The sequence below is a fragment of the Pseudomonas sp. FG43 genome (assembly GCF_057809175.1).
This window is the reverse complement of the sequence record NZ_JBMDJL010000007.1, coordinates 99845-119209: the sequence shown is the minus strand read 5'-3', so window position 1 is coordinate 119209 and position 19365 is coordinate 99845. Positions and strand designations below refer to the sequence as shown.

Here is a 19365-nt window from a genome sequence, read left to right as displayed (position 1 = left end):
ATAGTCATAGCGCGCCAATGGCGGCTTTGTGTCGCTGCTCGATAACCCGTTCGCCCAATTGCGCCACGACATGGCGTGCAGAGTTGGCTGCCGATTCCTGCCAGATGCCGACTCCGCTTTGCACAAGCCCGTCGCCTGCGAAATACACCCGGCCATGGGCCTCTTCCAGCAAGGCGCTGGCCTGTGCCGGAAACAGTTCGCGCTGCAGCCACGGGCCTTCGCTGTAGGGGATCTGCTCCCAGGACACTGCCAGTGGATTGCGCAACTGCTGCGAGTAACCGGGGTGCAATAATTCAACCGCCTCTCTGGAAGTCGCAAACTGGGTATTGAAAGGTTGTGTGCCGAAGGTATCGGCGCCCTCGCCCGTGACATACCCGGCCACCAGCAGCCCTTCGCGGGTATTGAGATCATTGCTCGGATACCAGAGCAGTCGCGCCGGATGCTCGATCCAGGAAATCCCGCCATAGGTGCGGTACTCGCTTTCCCAGAATCGCGGCGACTGCCAGGCCACCTTGGTTGCGTGGCCGTTATGGGTGCTGAGCAGCGCGGCCTTGACCGGATCGCTGAAATCCGTGTCGAGCCTGGCCAGCAGTGGCAGCGGCAAGGTGGACACCAGATAGTCGGCACGTACCACTTGCTCGCGGCCGCTGTGCTGATCGTGATAAGTGACCGCCACACCGTCCTCAAGCTGGCGGATGCGACGCACCTGTGCGCCCAGTTGCACCTGATCGGTCAGGCGGCTGTAGAAGGCGTCGGTGATGCGGTCCATCCCGCCCACCGGCTGAAACATCGTGGCCGAGAACTCGGGAAACTCGGAATGCAGGAGTGCGCCCCACAACTCGGGGTGTAGCAGCCGATCCAGCGCCACTGGCGCCAGACTCCCCGGCAGGGCACCCGGATGGCTGGGTGAATCCTGATGGCCGGAGCGAATGCTGCCTTCGTAGGCCAGCTCCTGAGACAGGTCGCCATAGACCTGCAAAAACGCCAGCAGACGAGTGCGCTCTTCGGCGCTCAATACATCGTCCAGCGCATCACGTTGCACCGCCGTGGCCAACAGCCCGGAAAGATGCCCGCGAGCATCGTTGATCGCCTGGCCTACCGTAAAAGCAGGCTGCTCAAGGTCTGGACGCACTTGCGCGCCATGGCTGGTGTTGACCAGCACTTCCAGAGGCACACCCAGTTCGCTGCAATAGTCGAGCAAGGTCCGGTGCTGACTCGGAATCCGCGCAGGACCGGCATTGAAATACACCCCCTGATCGAACTGCGCGGTTTGCGTGCGGCCATCGAGGTAATCGACCTTATCGCCGTTGCGCAGGGTCCAGGTGCGACCGCCCACGCGGTTGCGAGCCTCCAGCACTTGTACCTTGAAGCCGGCGCGGCTCAATTCCAGTGCAGTGACCAGCCCGGCAATACCGGCACCGAGTACCAGCACGCTGGTGCCCTGCCCCGTATCGGCTTTCAGCTTCAAGGGTTGTGGCCGCCGATGAGACGAAGGCCCCAGCCCCAGCGCAGCCAGCGCCCCCTTGACGGCTTGCTCGCCGCCTACTGCCGCAATACTGGAAAGCGCTTCACGTCGTGTCAGTCCCATTTCATGTCCTCCCTGAATGGCTCAATCCGGCAAGCCTGGCGGGTTGATCTCCGATTGATCGATACGCTCCACATCCAGCCCCCAGCGCTTGAGCACCTGGTCATATTGCCCACCGGCAATCACGCCCTGGAGCGCAGTGTGGATCGGCTTGATCAGGCCGTTGTCCTTGCGCGTGGTCACTGCGATATCGGCGCGACGCGGCCAGCCACCGTTGACGATGCCCACCCGCTTGATGCCGTTGGTCAGCGCCTGCGAATAGGCCGAAAGTGCATTGGGGCCAAAGGTGGCATCGACGCGACCCGATTGAACGGCCAACTGCGCAGCCGCCACGTCGTCGTAGTACTGCAACAAGGCGGGCTTGATACCGGCCTTTTCGTTTTCCTCGTTCCAGGCCAGCAGGACTTTCTCCTGATTGGTGCCGGAGCCGACGATGATCTTCAGCCCGGCAATATCGCTGGCCTGTTTGATGGAGGTAATCTTGCTGTTGGCCTTCACATAGAAGCCCAGCACGTCCTGCCGATAGGTTGCGAAATCAAAACGCTTCTTGCGCGCCTCGGTAACGGTCACGTTGCTGATCACCGCATCGTATTTGCCCGAACTGACGCCCAGCGGCCAGTCTTCCCAACTGGTCTGAACCACATTCAGTTGCAGGCCAAGGCTGTCAGCCACCAGTTGCGCGGTGTCGGCTTCGCTGCCGATGGTGGTCTTGTCGTCGGAGGCCAGCAGAGCCAGAGGCGGCCCGGCAGTTCCAGAGACGGCAACCGTGAATTTGCCCGGCTGGGCGAACTTGAAGCCCTGTGGAATCTGCGCAATGGCTTCCTCGTTGCGCGGCGCACGGATGCGCTGCTGGTCAGGGCTCAGATTGATCTTTTGCACGGTCGGCGGCGTAGCGCTCTCAGCGGCCAACACGGGTTGAGCCAGGCCGATGGCTATCGTCAGCAGCGCCAGGCGCGCGGTATTTGCAAGCATGCGAAGTCACTCCTTTAACACTCGAAAAATTCACAGCACCTTGCCCAGGAAGGCGATGGTGCGAGGATGGCGGGGTTGGCGAAATATCTGTTCGGGAGGCCCTTCTTCGATCAACTGGCCTTCGCAGAGAAACACCACATGGTCGGCCACTTCCCTGGCAAACCCGATTTCATGGGTCACGACCACCAGCGTCACGCCAAGCCGGGTCAGGCCCTTGATGACGTCCAGCACCTCACCGACCAGCTCCGGGTCCAGCGCGGAGGTCGGCTCGTCGAACAGCAGCACTTTGGGATCGAGCGCCAGGGCACGGGCGATGGCTACACGCTGCTGTTGACCACCGGAAAGCTGCCGTGGATAAGCGTCGGCCTTGTCTTGCAGGCCTACCTTGCCCAGCAGTTCCAGTGCCCGGTCGCGGGCCTCGGATTTGCTCCAGCGCTTGTGGGCCAGAGGGGCTTCGGCGATGTTTTCCCAGGCCGTGAGGTGCGGGAACAGATTGAAGTTCTGGAACACGAAACCCACGTCGATACGACGCTTGAGAATCTCGCTCTCCTTGAGTTCATAGAGCAGATCGCCCTTGCGCCGGTAGCCGACATATTCACCGTCGATGGTGATGTGCCCGCTGTCGATTTTCTCCAGATGATTGATGGTCCTGAGCAAGGTCGACTTGCCGGAACCGGAAGGCCCGAGGATCACCGTGACCTTGCCCGGCTCGATGGTCAGGTCGATATTCTTGAGCACTTCCTGATTGCCGAAACGCTTGCCCACGTTCTGTATCTGGATGCGACCGGCGCGTACCGCCATTGCAGACTCAGCCATGGGTCTTCTCCTTGAACCAGTGACGCAGGCGTTGCAGGGGAGTCGGCGGCAGGACACGCGCCGTGCCCCGGGCAAAATGGCGCTCGATGTAGTACTGGGCGCAGGTCAGTAAAGTGGTGATGATCAGGTACCAGACCGTGGCGACGATCAGCAGCGGAATCACGGCCTGGGTGCGGTTGTAGATCACCTGCACGGTGTAGAACAGGTCCGGCAGGGCCAGCACGTAAACGATGGAAGTCCCCTTGACCAGGCCAATGATTTCGTTGAATCCCGAAGGCAGGATCGAACGCAGGGCCTGGGGCAGGATGATGCGGAAAATCCGCCGCTGCGCCGGCAAGCCCAGTGCTGCGGCCGCTTCATGCTGACCGTTGTCGACGCTGATGATGCCGCCACGAATGATTTCCGCGGTATAGGCCGCCTGCATCAGGCTCAGCCCCAGCACCGCCACGGTGAACTGGCTCAACACATCGACTGTGGACCATTCGGCCAGCACGATTTCGGTGAACGGCACACCCAGCACGATGTGATCGTAGAGGTAGGCAAAGTTGTAGAGGATGATCAGTACCAGCAAGGCTGGCATCGAACGGAAAAACCAGATGTAGCCCCAGGCCAGTGACGCCAGCAGCGGCGACTTCGACAGGCGCGCCAGTGCCAGCACCGTCCCGAGCAGGATACTGAACACCGTGCTCAGGACCGTGAGCAGCAAGGTCTGCCCCAGCCCGCGCAACACCGACGGCGAGAAGAACCACTTGGCAAACACATCCCACTCCCAGCGCGGGTTGGTGGCCAGCGAATGGACGATGCCAAACAACACCAGTGCGGCAAAGACAGAGCCTACCCAACGCCACGGATGACGGGCCGGGACAATCTGCAATGTTCTGGCAGGAGCCGCTGCCTGAGCCTCGGGCACCTTGTAGTGAGTCTCCTCGCTTCGGAGGTCGAACGGTTTGGCGACAATGGGCATCTCGGGTTCCTCGCACGCAATGACACGTGATCGCGTCTTGTTAATGTCGAACAGCCTGGGCGCAGTGACTGCGCGCTCACTTAAAAGGCATACGTCAGGCGGGTGTAGTAATAGCCACCGGTAAATCCGAAGGGCGAGTAAGTGCCGTAGCTACTGGTCATGGTGTTGCTGGGGATGCCCTGCTTCTTGGGATAGACGTCAAACAGGTTCTTGGCGCCCACGGCGATGTTCAGGTCTTTGGTGAGGTTGTAGCCGACGTCCAGATCGGTGATCCATTTGGCGGCGTAGATACGATCCAGGGATCGGTCGGTGGAATCGTTGACTTCCTTGTAGGAGCCATAGCGGGTCAGGGCCAGATTGATATTGAACTTGTCGATGCTCCAGTCGCCGCCCAGGATCAGCTTGGTCTTGGGCTGAATACCGGTCACATCGTTGCGGGCCTCACGGTCCATCAAGTCATAGGAAGTACCCAGAATGGTGGTGGAAGCCTTGTAGCTGAGGATTTCGGTCTGGTTCCAGTTGAACGCCGCGGTCCACTTCACCGAACCGAACGCGCCCAGGTCCTGGCGGTAGTTACCGACCACATCCACGCCCTTGGTCCGGGTGTCGGCACCGTTGATGAAATACTGGCCGCCCGACGTCGAATTGATGCCGTTATCCAACAGCACTTGCGTGACTTCACTGCCCAGTAGCGTGCCGGTCAGGGTGATGCGGTCGCGAATGTTGATCACATAGGCATCGGCGGTGAGGCTCAGGCGCTCGGTCGGCGTCAGGGTGAAGCCCAGGCTGAAGTTGGTGGAGCGCTCAGGCTTGAGGTCTTCGGCCCCCAAGGCTCTGGCCGCGTCCGAGGCAACCGGCAGCACACCGAAGTTGATGGACTGATAGACGCCATTCACCACGCCATAAGTGGTCGAACGGGCACTGAACAGGCTGTTGGCCAGCGAAGGTGCCCGGAAACCGTTGCTCACCGTCGCCCGCACGGCGAACTCGGGGGTGAAGTCATAACGGGTTGTCAGCTTGCCACTGCGGGTCGCGCCCACGCCTTGGTTGTAGTGCTCATAACGCAACGCCGTGCCCAGATACCACTGTGGTATCGGGTTGAAACCGACGTCGACATAACTGGCGACGCTGTTGCGCGTGGCGCTGCTGGCTTCGTCAGGAGAAATACCGTTGGTGACCTGCGCGCCGGAAGAAGCGCAATTGCCTGGCGAGACGCAATATCCACCGTTGGCATAAGAAGCCCAGTCACCTTCCTGAACTTCATATCCATCGCGTCGATGCTCGAAGCCGTAAGACAGATCCAGAGGTTTTTGCAGACCGATATCGAAGCCGCGTTTGAAATCCAGATTGGTGGTCAGTTCGGTGGCAATCCAGGTGCCGGAAGTAAAGTTGTTGGGCGTTGCCTCGCCCAGGGACGGGTTCTGGTTGCGCTCGGTGCCCTGCTCGGCCTCGTTGCGGCCATAAGTCGAAGACAAGTCCCAGTCCCACTCGCCGACCTGGCCCTTGGCACCGAATGCCGCCTGGAAGTCTTCTTCATCGATGTACCAGATTGGCACATACCCGCCGGGGTATCCGTTGGGGCCGGTCGTGATGGTATTGGTGATGGTGGGCAGGCGAAAGTTCTGACCCTGCTCGGCCTTGCGACGCGAATAGGTGGTGAACGAATAAAGGCTGAGATCATCACTGACCGGCAATTCGGCGTTATAGCCCAGGGTCAGCAGGTTGATCTTCGGTGTGCCGTAGCCGCCATACGTGGACTTGCCTGCCAGATCCAGCGCCTGATCATAGGTGTAGCCGTTGGCACTGGCCTTGTTGTCATCGTTCTGGCTGCGGGCATCGAGCGCGAGCTGCACGATGCCGCCATCGCCGATCTCGAAACCCTTGTTCAGACTCTGCTGAACCGTCTGCTTCTTGCCGTCATAACCAATACCCGCGTTGGTAACGGCAGTGCCGCTGTTATCGGCCTTGAGAATGACGTTGATCACACCTGCGATGGCATCGGAGCCATATTGAGCGGCAGCCCCGTCGCGCAGCACTTCAACGTGGTCGATGGCGCTGATGGGAATGAAATCCAGGTCGGCAGGTGCCGCGCCGGTATTGATACCGTTGATATTCAAGGTCGCACTGGTGTGGCGGCGCTTGCCATTGACCAGCACCAACACTTCGGCGGCACTCAGCCCACGCAAGTTCGGCGCACGGGCCATGCCGCTGGCGTCCCAGCCGGTTTTTTCCGGCAGGGTCAGGGATGGAATCACGGCACTCAAGGCCTCCATCAGGCCGGGTTTGCCGGTGCTTTGCAGTTGCCTGGCGCTGACCACATCGATCGGCACCGGGCTGCTGGTGACGGTGCGCTGCTCGGCACCACGGTTACCGGTCACCACCACCGTAGACAGGGTATCGCCACTCTGGGACGAAGCCTCCTGTGCCTGAACCGCCCCGGCCAGCAACACGCTCCCCATAGCCAAGGCCAACGGGTTCAAGCGCAGACTGCGCCTGGACACATGAACATCCTGTAAGACTCTCTGCACATCCACTCCAAAGGGCCGCCATTGCAGCCCGCTCATCCAGATTGCGCGGTCGGGCACTCACGCCGTCATCGAGACAGCGAGCCATGCGTTTATTCGTTGATGCCGACATTCAGTCCCGGTGCTTGAAAACACCCGAAACGAAACGCGAGCTAACTGTGCGCAGTTGAACGAGCAGGAGGCTGGAATACTGCAGAACGCCTGTCAGCGACAGGGCGAGAAGAACCCGGATAACGGGATTGAAGTGGCAACATACATCGAACTCCCTTCCAACGATCCTGCAACAGGGGTCAGTGGTGGATCACCCTGGCATGCCTTGCAAACTCAGGCTCCTGGCCTGTTTGCGCGATGGCATGCGCGCAGAACCTTGATCACGATTGGTACCATCCGAGGTGAGGGGTAGGCTGTCGAAACCAAACATAACGGAATCAATCGCTCAAAAAAACTTCTATTTGGCTATAAGCTAATATGATAAATATTGATTTTTAATTTGATACATAATCCAAAAAATGAATATAAGTAGATAAAGAGTGGCTTGATGGCATGCGAAGGGCGAGACGGGAGATCGAGAATAACAGCCTTGATAGATCAGCTCATGAGCGATGCCAGCAACCAGCGTGATGGCGACTTTATAGAAAGCAGCATTTGGGTACTCCGGATGCGACCTGGATTAAGACAAGAAGATCAGGCATCGAAGACAACCATCCCGGCGCCCTCTCCACCTGCCCGCCCGATCCTCACCTGCCTATTTGATCGCGAAAAAAAAAGCATTGGCACAGGGCGTACGGAGCTGATCGCCAGATCAGACGCTTTCGCTTGAGCCAGTCCTCCAATCTCCCTTCATAAAACCAGCTTCTACCTCTGAGGTGAACACAAATGCATCGATTGCCCTTTTGTAGAGCGTCAGGTCGAACTGGGTACGGCTTCAGGCTGAAATATAACCTATTAAAATAATATATAATTATTATAATTTGTTATTTGCATATTTAATCGACTTATTCATAGTATTTCTTCGAGCTCTGGCGATCCTATCGGACCTCGCAAAAAAGCGTCTGTATCAACATGCCATGCCATGTTGGGCAAGAGTCTTGAATACAGGGATTTTTGACATGAACGTGGAATTAGTCGCCCGTACCAAATCACAGCATTGCAGCACCTATCAACTTCTGTGCCCACGCCAGACTGGCGAAACGCACTACAACGTGTTGACATCACCTGCATCGGCTTGCGCCCCTCAATCCATGGTTACGCTCTCTGACGGGCATACCGACTACCCTACAATCCATTAAAACTTTAGCTATCCCGAATAGCACTGACAGGCCAAGACCCTTTTGTTAATCAATGGGCCGGCAACTGTAAATCGGGATGGTGCTGAATATCAGTCTTAAGCGCTGTTAACGGATATACCGACGCACGGCGAGCGCTGAAATATTACCCATAAAAATATTCGATTCAGAGACTCACAAAGTCATTGATTATGGAGGTCGTGTGTCTGTATCCATTGAAAGCGCTTTAACCACTTTGCAAGCCCGAGGTATTAACCTCGACGAATTCTGGCTGCACGCCAAACCCATCGATAGTAATGCCTCAGTTGCCCTGGCGGGTTCCTTTGCGGAGGGCTTCTCAACACCAAGTTCCGATATAGATCTTTTGATCGTGCACCCACCGAGTGCCAGATTGAAACATTGGGAGCGGTGTAACGATGGTACCGGTGAAATATTTGACTACGCACAGGGAGGACATAGTATCTTTCCCATGCGCAGTTCAATGATTATTAACCACCGGCTTTCAACAGGTCACAAACTTCAGCTCAATGTGACGCGAACTGATGTAATCAGCTCCTTGCAGGAGGATCTATCGGCAAGGATCGAAAATGCCAAATCACGCATCGAACAAAAAACTGGCTCACATATCAGGCCACGATATTTGCTGCCCTACTCCGAACAGAAACTACTGCACCGAACATACACAGGCATTGCGCTGCATGGCCACGAACAACTGACCGAAATAAAGGCGTATATCCCTTCTCATTATCTGGCAGATCTGGCGGGTATTACACACGCCTCACTACTATTAAGCACCCTGTCTGATCTGGAAGGTATTTGCCAGAATACTCCCGAGGATTACCACACAAAACAACATTTGCTGACTAAAACACTCACCTCGTTAACTGGCGTACTAATAGCTGCATGCGGTGAAACCAACGTGGGAGAAAAGTTTTTTTTCAGACTTCTAGAAAAGAACAGCCACCGCCTACCTACCACTATTTACAATCAAATTCTCGACTACCACGCCCATGTAACAACCCTCGCCAGAAAAGACCCATTGATTATTAAAGAGTTCATCTATCTCGCCCTATCAAACCTGCCATCAAAAGGTAGCATACTGGACTTGGAAGTTAGCTCCTGGATCCACGAAGGCGGCACCTCCCCCTTAATCCTCCGAAAAAAAGAGGTCTAAATATGCCTGATCTACGCTTTTCTGACTTTAATTTTTCAGCGACCCCCGATGACTTCAGAGGTGAACATCGAGAGGCTGAAGATGTCCGCTTGCTGATTGTCGACGCCAACCATGGAACAATCGAAGAAGATAGCTTCGTCAACTTGGGTCATTATCTTGGTGATAACGATGTGCTCGCTGTCAATGACGTAGGCATGGGTCCCTCGCGTCTGCTCGGAGTCGCCGGCCTTTCCCATCCAATTGATATCTGCTTTCTAATGCTACAGGATCCGTCCCGCTCAAACAGGATTTGGGATGTAGTAATTCTTTCGCAAACACCACCACCTACTCAGGGCCGCTTTGCTGTGAGCAACGGGGTAATCACTGGTCGTCTGCTCGGCAAGACTTTGGACTTTGACGGACCATACTGGATCGAGAAGGACAAATACATTGGATACCGGGGACTGATCGAAATTGATCAGGAGCCAAATCAATTGGCTCAGCAGTTGAACAACCATGGTTTGTTGATGCACCCCTGGTATTCAGACTTGAACAAACTCCCTAAACGTAACTTAAATCCTCATACCACGACTATCAACAATGCAGTGCATGTATCGGAGCCTGCACGACGTATTACCAGCGACATGTATAAATCACTCTATGGTCGCGGCATGACCGAATTACAATTTTCGCTTTGGATGTGTTTCAGCTGGCGACAAGCAACCGCTGAAACACGGCTGGACGAATACAAGATGAACTTTGAAGAGTATACGATCAGGGAAGCAGGTTCCGAAATCCTACGTGACGCCATGCAAAAAAGACGCAATATTGTCTCTATTGGAACCAGTGGCTCAAGAGTACTTGAGAGCCTCACATCCCCCTATCCAGCAACCGCAGAACGAACTGACCTGTTCATTTCACCCGGCTTTGAATTCAAATACACGCGCTCACTTTTAACCAACCTGCACAACCCCAGTGGCACACATGTGATCATGGCAGCGGCCTATGGCGGCCGTGAACTAGTGATTGAGGCCTGTGAGGTTGCTGTTAAAAAAAGAATGAAATTCGGTATTCATGGAGACTCGATGTTGGTGCTCGGAGCTCATGAGCCCACTGCTTGGAATAAGGCATGAGAGGAGGTATTTCCCCTGCCACACCTAACTGAAATTCAGGCCGTGGAACCCGAGACAGTACGTGGCCATTACCTGTCAGGTATGGACGAAACCGCCAATCATTTTATTTATGGAGATATTACTTAAATGGATGATAACCATGATCCTGACAGGTAGCGCAATACTACAGTCTATTCATAACAAGGATATTTTCTTCGAGCCATTCGATCCTCGGGCGATCAATCCCAATAGCATCAACTATAGGCTGGGTGACCGCCTTTATCGGGTACAAGCGGACACCGAAAACAAGATCGACTATGTTCCTGTTCCCTTTGATGGAGAAAGGTTTCTATTGCTCAAAGATAATCTCTACCTCGGCCATACCCATGAAATCATTGGCAGTAAGAAATATGTTGCTTCTTTAATCGGCCGAAGCTCCATCGGCCGCTTGGGTCTATTTGTTCAAGTCTCGGCAAACCTTGGACAAATGGGAGCCATACACCGTTGGACTCTAGAGCTTTTCCCCACTCAAGACATTTATGTCTATCCTGGGCAAACGATAGGCCAGGTTTCTTTCTGGGCTACACATGGTCAGCCACTGAAATACAACGGTTGGTTCGGCAGACATAATATTCCAATGCCGTCCAAACAGCATGATCCATCTTTTACAACCCGGGGAGCTGTCAATGATTTTAACCGGCCCTGAAATTCACCAACAAATCGTGGCTCGTAACATAGTTATTGAGCCATTCGACCCTGCTCGACTCAACCCCAACAGCTTCGATATTTCCTTAGGAAATAAACTTCTTCGATATACCCATTTACCAATTGACCCACGTGTCGAGACCACGGTTGAAGAGATCGAAATACCTCTGGAAGGACTCACGCTCAATCGCGGCGACTTTGTATTAGGCAGTTCACAGGAAATAATCGGCAGCAATCATTTTGTACCGCTGATTCACGCCAAATCGAGTATCGCCAGAGCAGGGCTTTTCGTGCACGTCACAGCCGACCTTATAGACATTGGATCAATCGGCACCGTCACGTTTCAACTCTATCCCACGCTACCCCTCAAGATTTTCCCGGGTATGCTGATTGGCCAAGTCACTTTTTGGCGTCCACTGGGTGAAATCGAACTGTATAGAGGTAAATATCAGAACTCAACAGGTCCGAGAAAGTCGATGATCTTCCGGGATGCCTTCTGGAGTGATAAATGACTCTGATGTCAATTCTTGCCGATCTTGTTGATCAATCTGCAGATCAACTATCTCTTGTCAACGTCACTTACCCAAGCCACTCGATTACCCTTGAGGGCAAAAACGACGTATTAGAGACCACACTAGCCTATCTCACGCCTTACTGGAAAAAAACCAGCACCGGAGATATTCGTCTTAGGGTCGTGGAGAGTAACGCACAACTTGAATTACAACTGAGTGAGTTCATACAACCAAACAAGGTCATTGCGCGAACCCATCTGACACTGGCGCATATTACCGTCCCTTCATGGGATTACGGATGGGCACGGTTTCATGGGAACAAACTCTACGACCTGATAATGGGCCGCAAAGATCAGATCATCGTAGTCACTGGGCGGACTGGGCCTCCCTCCTATCTGGCGAGTGTCAGAACGATCAGAAATCTGACTGTTTCCCAATGGTTGGGGGACGGTGCGCTGCATTTGCACGCAGCCGCTTTGCAAACTCAGAACCGTGGCGTTCTTTTACTTGGTGATCGACATGCAGGCAAGACCACACAGGTCTGCCACATGCTTGACCGAGGCCTCGCAAGCTTCGTTTCTAATGACCGTGTTTGCCTGTTTCCCGATGGAAGCCTGGCAGGGTTACCAGTGTCAGTCAATCTACGCCAGGACACGCAGCGTCAGTTTCAAGCCATAAACTTTGGTAATGGTCCCGTCCCCAACCCCCACAACATCAGTTCAGACAGACCTGCCGAAGATGTGAGTTTGTCACCCGCCGATTTCGTGGCACGCTTTCGGGCTACCTGCAGTCCTGGCTTTGCATTGACGGATGTATTCCATCTTCATCGAGACGAGCGAGCAGAGGGAGTAAGGATTTCCTCGGTAAATGCGGAGCAAATACAGAGCCTGCTACTGAAAAACCGCCTCGAAGACATCGATTCGAGCCAACCCTTCTGGAGCTCTCCCAAGTTTGAGTTACATCAACTCTCAGGCCTGGGCGATATTCGCTGTTGGTCGATAATTTCTGGCGTCAACACTGTTCGCTTGACCACGGACGCGATCATTTCCCGACTAAAGGAATAGAGCCAAGGTGTCAACCTACCCCAGAAAACCGAATGAAATCCATCATTAACCGCTTTATAGATAATGTTCGGAGCAAACTTGACAATATTGCCCCCTCCTCCCCGACATAATTTTAGCGACCTTGAAGAGTTTGTTGCCTATCGATTCCCGGGCGCAGAGGCAACGCCACTGAGCAACACCAATAATGATCTGATAAAACTTTATACCAGGACGGGCCAAACACTGGTTGTAAAAAAGGTTATCGACAACGACATTCCGGTGTGCTACATGCTCGAAGTCAATAGAAAATTATCAACATACTTACCCGTGCAGGATATTGTTGAAGCAGTTTATCAACCCGAAGGCAGTAGCTTTATTATATCGCCATTTCTTGAAGGCGAAACGTTGTTTGATCTTATCCAGAAAAAAAATAATACACGAAACCTAATTGATTTTGGTGATTTCTTACTCGAATTCACCTCCCGATGCTCTGATCTGCCCCGACTGGGCAAAGGGTTCGGACTGTTCAAAAACAATGCGACCTTATATGAAACTCCCCATCAGTTCATATCGGCGTACGCACACAAATTTTGGTCCCGGATCAGGCCAGTACTACAGGATGAACAACAACTTGTCAGCTGGGTAGATCAGTGGCTTCACACAGGACTGCCCGGGGTAGATGCAGGGGAGATTTGGCAAACCGTCGCCATAGACGTCAACCTGAAAAATTTCCTGCGACTTGAAGATGCCACAATTTGCATTTTGAATGTACCGATTGTGGGTTACTCAACGAGAGCACATGGCGTAGGCGCCACACACTTTCATTTGCGTTACTCCGACATTGGGGAATCTTATTGGCAAGCTGCAACAAGAGAATTTAGCGAAGCGGAATGTCATGCAGCACTACAACTGGAGCTTTGGCAAGCTTTAGGAGTGATGTCCTTTTATGCAAGTCGAGACCCTGGTTCTTGGAAAACATGGAAAAACTGGGGCAGCCCCGTCACATTGTTACATCACATGAGCCATCTTATTGAGCTCATCAAAAAAAACGCTGAATAACCCCCCTTATTGCACCTTTACTTTAAATCCAAGGAGTTAACATGCACACTGAAACACCGTTTGCACCATTTCACTTTGGCATCGACTACATTCGGGAACACTTTGGCTCCAATACCCCGTTAGCCACTCAGCAAATCACCCATAACCTCTACCGAAGCAACCCTGAGCGTCTCATTGATTTTATGATTCGCACCCTTGAGCTATCAGGCCAGGAATCCCTACTTGATGTTGGCTGCGGTAACGGTTTTATATTGGGCGAAATCGTCAATCGACTGCGTGTCGGGGCAAGGGCCGTCGGCCTAGATATTTCGCCAGACATGCTAGCACTGGCGAAAAAAAACACTGCCAAGGCTCTGATTCCACTAACGTTCGTAGAAGGGGTGGCAGAAGATCTATCTCAGTATGAAAACGCTCGCTTTGATCGGGTATTAGCCAATTTCATCTTTCACTATGTAGATAATCCTGATGTCGTTTGCCGCGAATTAGGCCGGGTGGTCCAGCCACATGGATTCGTAACAGTCAGCATCGAGGCTCGGCACTCCATGGCCCAGATGTATCAATTACATTTCGACGCCATGCATACAACCGGTTTTCCAAAAGATTTCATTGATCGCTTACCCACGGGGCGCCGTGGAAAAATGGTTCAGGATAATGCTCTGGAAATTTTGCTGCAGCATTTTGAAGAGGTGACCGAACATCCCTATGTGGACACATTAGTGTTCGAGAGCGCCTCCCCCTTCCTTGACTTCTATGCTGCCGGTCACCGCTATCTTGGCGCACAAGCCATGGCCTCCGGAACAGTCTCTGATGCCTTATTGAAGTCTTTGCACGCTGAAGTTGAAAGGCGTGTGAAGGAAACCATTTCCCTGCATGGGAAATTTAACCTAAGTAAGCAAAACTCCATATTTGTCTGTCGCGGCGCAAAACAGGCCGCTAAGTAGAGGTGATTGACATGCTTAAAATTGCACTTACCGGCTTGCCTGGCGTCGGGAAATCAACGGCCAGCAAACTGCTACTGCAAACGCTGATGGACCGGCAGATTAACGCGGAAGTCATCAAGCTCGCGGCGCCGCTCTATGACATACAAACAGCTTTCTATAAACGTATCGAGACACCGCTTCTGGAGGAGCAACAGGATGGACAACTACTCAACTTTCTGGGCGGACACTTCAGAAAAGTAGATCCCGAATTCCTCGGACGCGATCTGGCGTGGCGTTGTTCGGCTGCAATCCTGTCTGGTGCCAGAGCACTGATTTGCGATGATGCCCGCCCCCTTGACCTGGAAACGCTGCACAAACAAGGCTTCACCATTATTAGGATCGTTGCTCCTGATGATCTACGCAAAGCACGTAAAACCGCACGCGGCGATAAATTCAGTGGCGACGATAATCACCCCACAGAGCGCTCTCCAGAAGGCGCGAATTGGACCGCCGATATAACCATCAATAATGACGGCGGTATAGATGTATTTGAACAGCAGATCCTTCGCATACTGGATACCTGGGAAAACGCTACGGCATCCACTCTGCTCGATGAGAAAGCCTCAAATGAAAACATCGTCATTCAGGAAATGTTGGCTAAGGCACAAACGTTGATTAGCGCTCACTATGCAGAGAACCGTCATCAAATTGCAGCAGCGGTCCTTTCATCAGATGGTCGAATTTTTACTGGCCTTCATATTGAAGCAATGGTCGGTCGTGCCTCTGTTTGCGCCGAAGCAGTCGCTTTAGGTAAAGCACGCGAAGCAGGTGCAACAGATATCAGACTCGCCCTAGCCGTAAGACACCCCAAGCCATCGGAAATCGATAAGCGCGTGACCCTGGTTCCCCCTTGTGGGCTCTGTCGCGAGCTTCTACTGGATTATGGTATTCATGCTAAAACGGCAATTGAAGTTGCGGGCGAAATAAAACTATTCGCCCTCAACGATATGTTGCCGCACAAATATAAAGGTACCAAGTGGACTTACTGAAAGACGCTTATATTAAAATCTGCGAGGCTCATCATGGTGCAAATTTTGGTTGAAGGACTAAGTAAGAGTTATCGCATCGCAGAACGCGAGCCCGGTTTTCTTGGCGCTCTACGGGGCATGGCCCATCGACGCTGGCGCATAGTACATGCATTGAAAAACGTAAGTTTTAGCCTAGAACGCGGAGAAATTCTGGGGTTTATTGGCCCTAATGGCGCCGGTAAATCAACCACTATAAAAATTCTTTCCGGTATCCTTCGGCCCGACTCCGGCCGAGTTGAAGTGGCGGGCTTGACGCCTTACGCCGATCGTATCCGCCACGTTGGCCGAATAGGCGTGGTATTTGGTCAAAGAACCCAGCTATGGTGGGATTTACCGGTCATCGAAGGATTTGACTTATTACGCGATATTTATCGTTTGGAGCCGAAACGGTATCGGAACAAGCGGGATCAGTTGGTTTCAATGTTACGGCTTGAACGTTTGCTTGACCAACCCGTACGGCAACTTTCTCTCGGTCAGCGCATGCGCGCGGAACTTGCAGCGGCGCTGTTACATGAACCTTCAATACTTTTTCTCGATGAACCAACCATAGGCCTGGATGCGCCATCGAAACTAGCGGTTCGAGAGTTTATAAAAAAACTCAGTCAACAGCATGGCGTTACCGTGCTGCTGACCACCCACGATATGCATGACATCGAAGCTATGGCAGAGCGCGTCATAGTCATTGGTAATGGCCAGGTCTTGGCAGACGGATCGCTTGCCGCCCTACGCGCCACGGTACTTGCCGAACGCCGGCTGTTTGTGGAGTTCGCGGAGGACGCGCCAGAACTAATATTGCCAGGAGTGCACGTTCGGGAGCAAAACCGCCGCTCCATAGAGCTTGTATTCGATCCGCGGATTATTGGAGTCCCTGATCTGATTGCCACGATTACCGCCAATCACGCCATCGAGGACATTCATGTGGAACAACCGGCCATTGAAGAAGTCATTGCCCGCTTCTACGACTTGCATAACGCTGGCGAGGTATAGGAAGTGAACGCTTGTACTCCCTATCTTGCGGCCTTCACTTCGCGTTTTCTACTCATGATGCAGTACAGGTCTGCGGCCTTGGCAAGCTTCCTTACGCAATGCTGGTTTGGACTAGTGCGCGTCATGGTATTAGCTGCGTTCTATGCAGGAGCCGCCGAAAGTGGCTCCGCTCTGCCATTGAGCTTTTCTCAGGCAGTCACTTATACCTGGCTCGCCCAAGGTCTTTTGGCGCTTCTACCTTGGGCGGCAGACCCAGATATTGCTGCGGCGATGCGCACAGGAGCCATCGGTCATGATCGACTGCGCCCGGTGGATACTTATAATCTGTGGTATGCCTGTACGGCCGGAAGAATGATTGCTCGTATCCTTCCAAGATTGCTCCTCATGATTATAGCCGCCGGGATTTTACTGCCACTGATGGGCAAGGAAGAATGGGCGTGGAAAGCGCCTTCTGATGTAGCAGCTACGATGCTCTTTGTCCTTTCCCTAACAGTGGCGGTAGCACTCTCCTGCACGGTGGTAATGCTGATCAACCTTACCGTGGTATCAACGCTCAATGAGCGAGGCGTCAATACGCTGGCGGTACCCTTGGTATTCATATTTTCCGGAGCCTTGCTCCCTCTGCCCTTATACCCCGACATGGCGCGGATTGCGCTCTTTATCCAACCCTTGGCGGGGGTGCTTGACATACCCAGCCGAATTTACTCAGGTGCCCTGACAGGACTCATGGCCTGGATCGGGATCAGCTTGCAGGTGTTCTGGACTTTTACACTGGTGGTTATCGGCAAAAAGTGGCTGAACCATAGCATGCAACGTCTTGCAGTTCAGGGAGGATGATAACGATGAATACGTGCAGGCTCCTCAATCGATACTTCACCACATCGGTCCGCAGCCAACTGCAATATCCAGCTTCGACATTTATGTTAACGTTTGGGCAACTGATTTCCACCTCGATAGAGATCATATCAATCTGGGCACTATTTGAACGTTTTGGCACATTACAGGGCTGGAGCTTTGGTGAAGTAGCATTTTTTTATTCACTCTTGGGGATTAGCTTCGCCATTGCCGAATTTATCAGCCGCGGTTTTGAGGTCTTCGGCACGCAATTTGTACGTACAGGTGATTTTGATCGTTTATTGTTAAGACCTCGCTCAGCGATTCTACAGCTGATCGGCCATGAGTTTCGTATCAGCCGATTTGGGCGGCTACTTCAGGCTACGATTATTTTGATAGTGGCCAGCCACTCGCTTCACTTTATCTGGACCCCTCATATCATCGGCTTGGTATTTTGGACTGTAGCCGGAGGTGTAGCGTTCTTTATCGCACTATTTATATTCCAGTCTGCACTGGCATTCTGGACTGTCGAAGGTCTTGAAGCAATAAATGCATTCACTTATGGCGGAGTCTATGCGGGCCAGTTTCCTATCAGTCTTTATGAAAATTGGCTGCGTATCTTTTTAACCTTTGTCGTACCACTAGCCTGTATATCTTACTATCCGGTACTGGCTATTCTCGGACGACCCGACCCTATGGGTGCGCCTGACTGGCTCTTGCCACTCACACCTCTGGCGGGTTTTATATTCTTGGCACTGGCATCCCTGATTTGGCAACGGGGTATTTCTAAATATACATCCACCGGCAGTTAAAAATAACAGGAGTCATAAACATGAAAAGAACTGCATTGATTATAGGTGCCTCCCGAGGAATAGGATTGGGACTGGTCCAGCGATTACTAGAGAGAGAATGGGAGGTTATTGCTACTGTAAGAGACCGGCAGACGGCCGATCTACCGACATCATTGGCAAGCGTTAAAATAGAAATTTTTGATATTAAAAATGACGAACAACTCGAGGCTTTATATCAACACCTCAACAACATTACACTGGATCTATTGTTCATAAATGCCGGAATATTTGGCCCCAATCAAAAACATCCTGGAGCCTTCAATACCGAAGAAGTGGGAACGTTATTCATGACGAACACCATTGCGCCCATCCGTATAGCCGAACGCTTTTTTAAAAACTTGCGCAACGACACTGGTACAATTGCATTCATGAGCTCACGCTTGGCAACGATCGAGAAACCTGACTCACCTCGCTCTGCAACCTATAAAGCAAGCAAGGCAGCGTTGAATTATCTGATCATGAACTTTGCCGCACACCTTACTGACTCAAAAATTACGATTTTAGGATTTTATCCAGGATGGGTTAAAACCGATATGGGGGGAGACTTGGCATATATCGATATCCAAACGAGCACTCAAGGTCTTATTGAACAAGCACTCTTGTTCATGGGCCGTGGAGGCGTCCATTTCATTGATTATCTTGGAAATAATATGGCTAAGTGAGTACCGCCCAGAAAATTTTCAGTTCAAGTCACGGAACACTCAGAAAGGCGCTGCCCAAAGTATCAGCAGCGAACAGCAGCGTGAAAGAATATGCGCCTCATGACCAAGACTGAAATGACTATTTAAAATCTGACCATCACCTTTGATCAGAATAATTTCTTGACAACTCACCTAACCCAGACGACTAAATTACTGATATTTAGCCTACGTCAAAGCACCGTACTTTATTTCAACGCTAAGTTTCTGAGCGCTTACGTTTTCCTGGCCTTATCAATGCCTTCGGAACTGAAA

General features: G+C 52.6%; 16 protein-coding genes and 1 pseudogene. 12 read left to right on the top strand and 5 right to left on the bottom strand.

The window, feature by feature from the left end; genetic code table 11:
- Positions 1 to 4 precede the first annotated feature (4 nt).
- The 5 genes from ACODS3_RS10795 to ACODS3_RS10775 form a co-directional block, all read right to left on the bottom strand.
- On the bottom strand, positions 5 to 1588 hold the full coding sequence (locus tag ACODS3_RS10795; protein WP_489034206.1) for a flavin monoamine oxidase family protein: 1584 nt from the start codon (positions 1586 to 1588) through the stop codon (positions 5 to 7).
- 21 nt (positions 1589 to 1609) lie between these two features.
- Complete coding sequence (locus ACODS3_RS10790) at positions 1610 to 2557, bottom strand: ABC transporter substrate-binding protein (protein ID WP_304574476.1); 948 nt, start codon at positions 2555 to 2557, stop codon at positions 1610 to 1612.
- Positions 2558 to 2587: 30 nt separating this feature from the next.
- Positions 2588 to 3373: an amino acid ABC transporter ATP-binding protein gene (locus ACODS3_RS10785; RefSeq protein ID WP_201019316.1), complete on the bottom strand. Its 786-nt coding sequence runs from the start codon at positions 3371 to 3373 to the stop codon at positions 2588 to 2590.
- Positions 3366 to 4337, bottom strand: a complete 972-nt coding sequence (locus tag ACODS3_RS10780; protein WP_489034203.1) for an amino acid ABC transporter permease — start codon at positions 4335 to 4337, stop codon at positions 3366 to 3368. Before ACODS3_RS10780 ends, ACODS3_RS10785 begins: the two co-directional genes overlap by 8 nt.
- Positions 4338 to 4417: 80 nt before the next feature.
- Positions 4418 to 6796: a TonB-dependent receptor plug domain-containing protein gene (locus ACODS3_RS10775; protein WP_489034312.1), complete on the bottom strand. Its 2379-nt coding sequence runs from the start codon at positions 6794 to 6796 to the stop codon at positions 4418 to 4420.
- A gap of 1554 nt (positions 6797 to 8350) precedes the next feature.
- On the opposite strand from ACODS3_RS10775, the gene ACODS3_RS10770 reads away from it, so the two are divergent.
- The 12 genes and pseudogenes from ACODS3_RS10770 (at position 8351) to ACODS3_RS10715 (ending at position 19074) form a co-directional block, all read left to right on the top strand.
- A complete protein-coding gene (locus ACODS3_RS10770; protein ID WP_489034202.1) occupies positions 8351 to 9322 on the top strand; it encodes a nucleotidyltransferase domain-containing protein in 972 nt (323 codons plus the stop codon).
- 2 nt (positions 9323 to 9324) lie between these two features.
- On the top strand, positions 9325 to 10434 hold the full coding sequence (locus ACODS3_RS10765) for an S-adenosylmethionine:tRNA ribosyltransferase-isomerase (RefSeq protein ID WP_489034200.1): 1110 nt from the start codon (positions 9325 to 9327) through the stop codon (positions 10432 to 10434).
- A 139-nt stretch (positions 10435 to 10573) separates the two neighbouring features.
- Positions 10574 to 11119 carry a dCTP deaminase gene (locus tag ACODS3_RS10760; RefSeq protein ID WP_489034198.1) on the top strand — a complete coding sequence of 182 codons (546 nt, stop codon included), beginning with the start codon at positions 10574 to 10576 and terminating at the stop codon, positions 11117 to 11119.
- The gene (locus ACODS3_RS10755; RefSeq protein ID WP_489034196.1) at positions 11100 to 11630 is read left to right on the top strand and encodes a dCTP deaminase; all 531 of its coding nucleotides are present in this window, start codon (positions 11100 to 11102) and stop codon (positions 11628 to 11630) included. Before ACODS3_RS10760 ends, ACODS3_RS10755 begins: the two co-directional genes overlap by 20 nt.
- The gene (locus ACODS3_RS10750; RefSeq protein WP_489034194.1) at positions 11627 to 12694 is read left to right on the top strand and encodes a hypothetical protein; all 1068 of its coding nucleotides are present in this window, start codon (positions 11627 to 11629) and stop codon (positions 12692 to 12694) included. Before ACODS3_RS10755 ends, ACODS3_RS10750 begins: the two co-directional genes overlap by 4 nt.
- Positions 12695 to 12772: 78 nt before the next feature.
- A complete protein-coding gene (locus ACODS3_RS10745; RefSeq protein ID WP_489034192.1) occupies positions 12773 to 13732 on the top strand; it encodes a hypothetical protein in 960 nt (319 codons plus the stop codon).
- A 41-nt stretch (positions 13733 to 13773) separates the two neighbouring features.
- Positions 13774 to 14673 (top strand): class I SAM-dependent methyltransferase, encoded by a 900-nt coding sequence (locus ACODS3_RS10740; protein WP_489034190.1) that lies wholly within the window; start codon positions 13774 to 13776, stop codon positions 14671 to 14673.
- A gap of 11 nt (positions 14674 to 14684) precedes the next feature.
- On the top strand, positions 14685 to 15701 hold the full coding sequence (locus ACODS3_RS10735; RefSeq protein ID WP_489034188.1) for a cytidine deaminase: 1017 nt from the start codon (positions 14685 to 14687) through the stop codon (positions 15699 to 15701).
- 180 nt (positions 15702 to 15881) lie between these two features.
- Positions 15882 to 16727, top strand: a pseudogene (locus ACODS3_RS10730) (ABC transporter ATP-binding protein); the annotation flags it as partial.
- A gap of 78 nt (positions 16728 to 16805) precedes the next feature.
- Entirely contained in the window at positions 16806 to 17564 is a 759-nt protein-coding gene (locus ACODS3_RS10725; RefSeq protein ID WP_489034186.1) for an ABC transporter permease, read from the top strand.
- A gap of 5 nt (positions 17565 to 17569) precedes the next feature.
- Entirely contained in the window at positions 17570 to 18373 is an 804-nt protein-coding gene (locus ACODS3_RS10720; RefSeq protein ID WP_489034184.1) for an ABC transporter permease, read from the top strand.
- A gap of 20 nt (positions 18374 to 18393) precedes the next feature.
- Positions 18394 to 19074 carry an SDR family oxidoreductase gene (locus tag ACODS3_RS10715; RefSeq protein ID WP_489034182.1) on the top strand — a complete coding sequence of 227 codons (681 nt, stop codon included), beginning with the start codon at positions 18394 to 18396 and terminating at the stop codon, positions 19072 to 19074.
- The last annotated feature ends 291 nt before the right edge of the window (positions 19075 to 19365 follow it).

Bases quoted from the DNA above. Each gene is read 5' to 3' on its own strand.
- ACODS3_RS10795 (WP_489034206.1), bottom strand. From the start codon at position 1,588: ATGGGACTGACACGACGTGAAGCGCTTTCCAGTATTGCGGCAGTAGGC.
- ACODS3_RS10790 (WP_304574476.1), bottom strand. From the start codon at position 2,557: ATGCTTGCAAATACCGCGCGCCTGGCGCTGCTGACGATAGCCATCGGC.
- ACODS3_RS10785 (WP_201019316.1), bottom strand. From the start codon at position 3,373: ATGGCTGAGTCTGCAATGGCGGTACGCGCCGGTCGCATCCAGATACAG.
- ACODS3_RS10780 (WP_489034203.1), bottom strand. From the start codon at position 4,337: ATGCCCATTGTCGCCAAACCGTTCGACCTCCGAAGCGAGGAGACTCAC.
- ACODS3_RS10775 (WP_489034312.1), bottom strand. From the start codon at position 6,796: ATGGGGAGCGTGTTGCTGGCCGGGGCGGTTCAGGCACAGGAGGCTTCG.
- ACODS3_RS10765 (WP_489034200.1), top strand. From the start codon at position 9,325: ATGCCTGATCTACGCTTTTCTGACTTTAATTTTTCAGCGACCCCCGAT.
- ACODS3_RS10760 (WP_489034198.1), top strand. From the start codon at position 10,574: ATGATCCTGACAGGTAGCGCAATACTACAGTCTATTCATAACAAGGAT.
- ACODS3_RS10755 (WP_489034196.1), top strand. From the start codon at position 11,100: ATGATTTTAACCGGCCCTGAAATTCACCAACAAATCGTGGCTCGTAAC.
- ACODS3_RS10750 (WP_489034194.1), top strand. From the start codon at position 11,627: ATGACTCTGATGTCAATTCTTGCCGATCTTGTTGATCAATCTGCAGAT.
- ACODS3_RS10740 (WP_489034190.1), top strand. From the start codon at position 13,774: ATGCACACTGAAACACCGTTTGCACCATTTCACTTTGGCATCGACTAC.
- ACODS3_RS10735 (WP_489034188.1), top strand. From the start codon at position 14,685: ATGCTTAAAATTGCACTTACCGGCTTGCCTGGCGTCGGGAAATCAACG.
- ACODS3_RS10720 (WP_489034184.1), top strand. From the start codon at position 17,570: ATGAATACGTGCAGGCTCCTCAATCGATACTTCACCACATCGGTCCGC.
- ACODS3_RS10715 (WP_489034182.1), top strand. From the start codon at position 18,394: ATGAAAAGAACTGCATTGATTATAGGTGCCTCCCGAGGAATAGGATTG.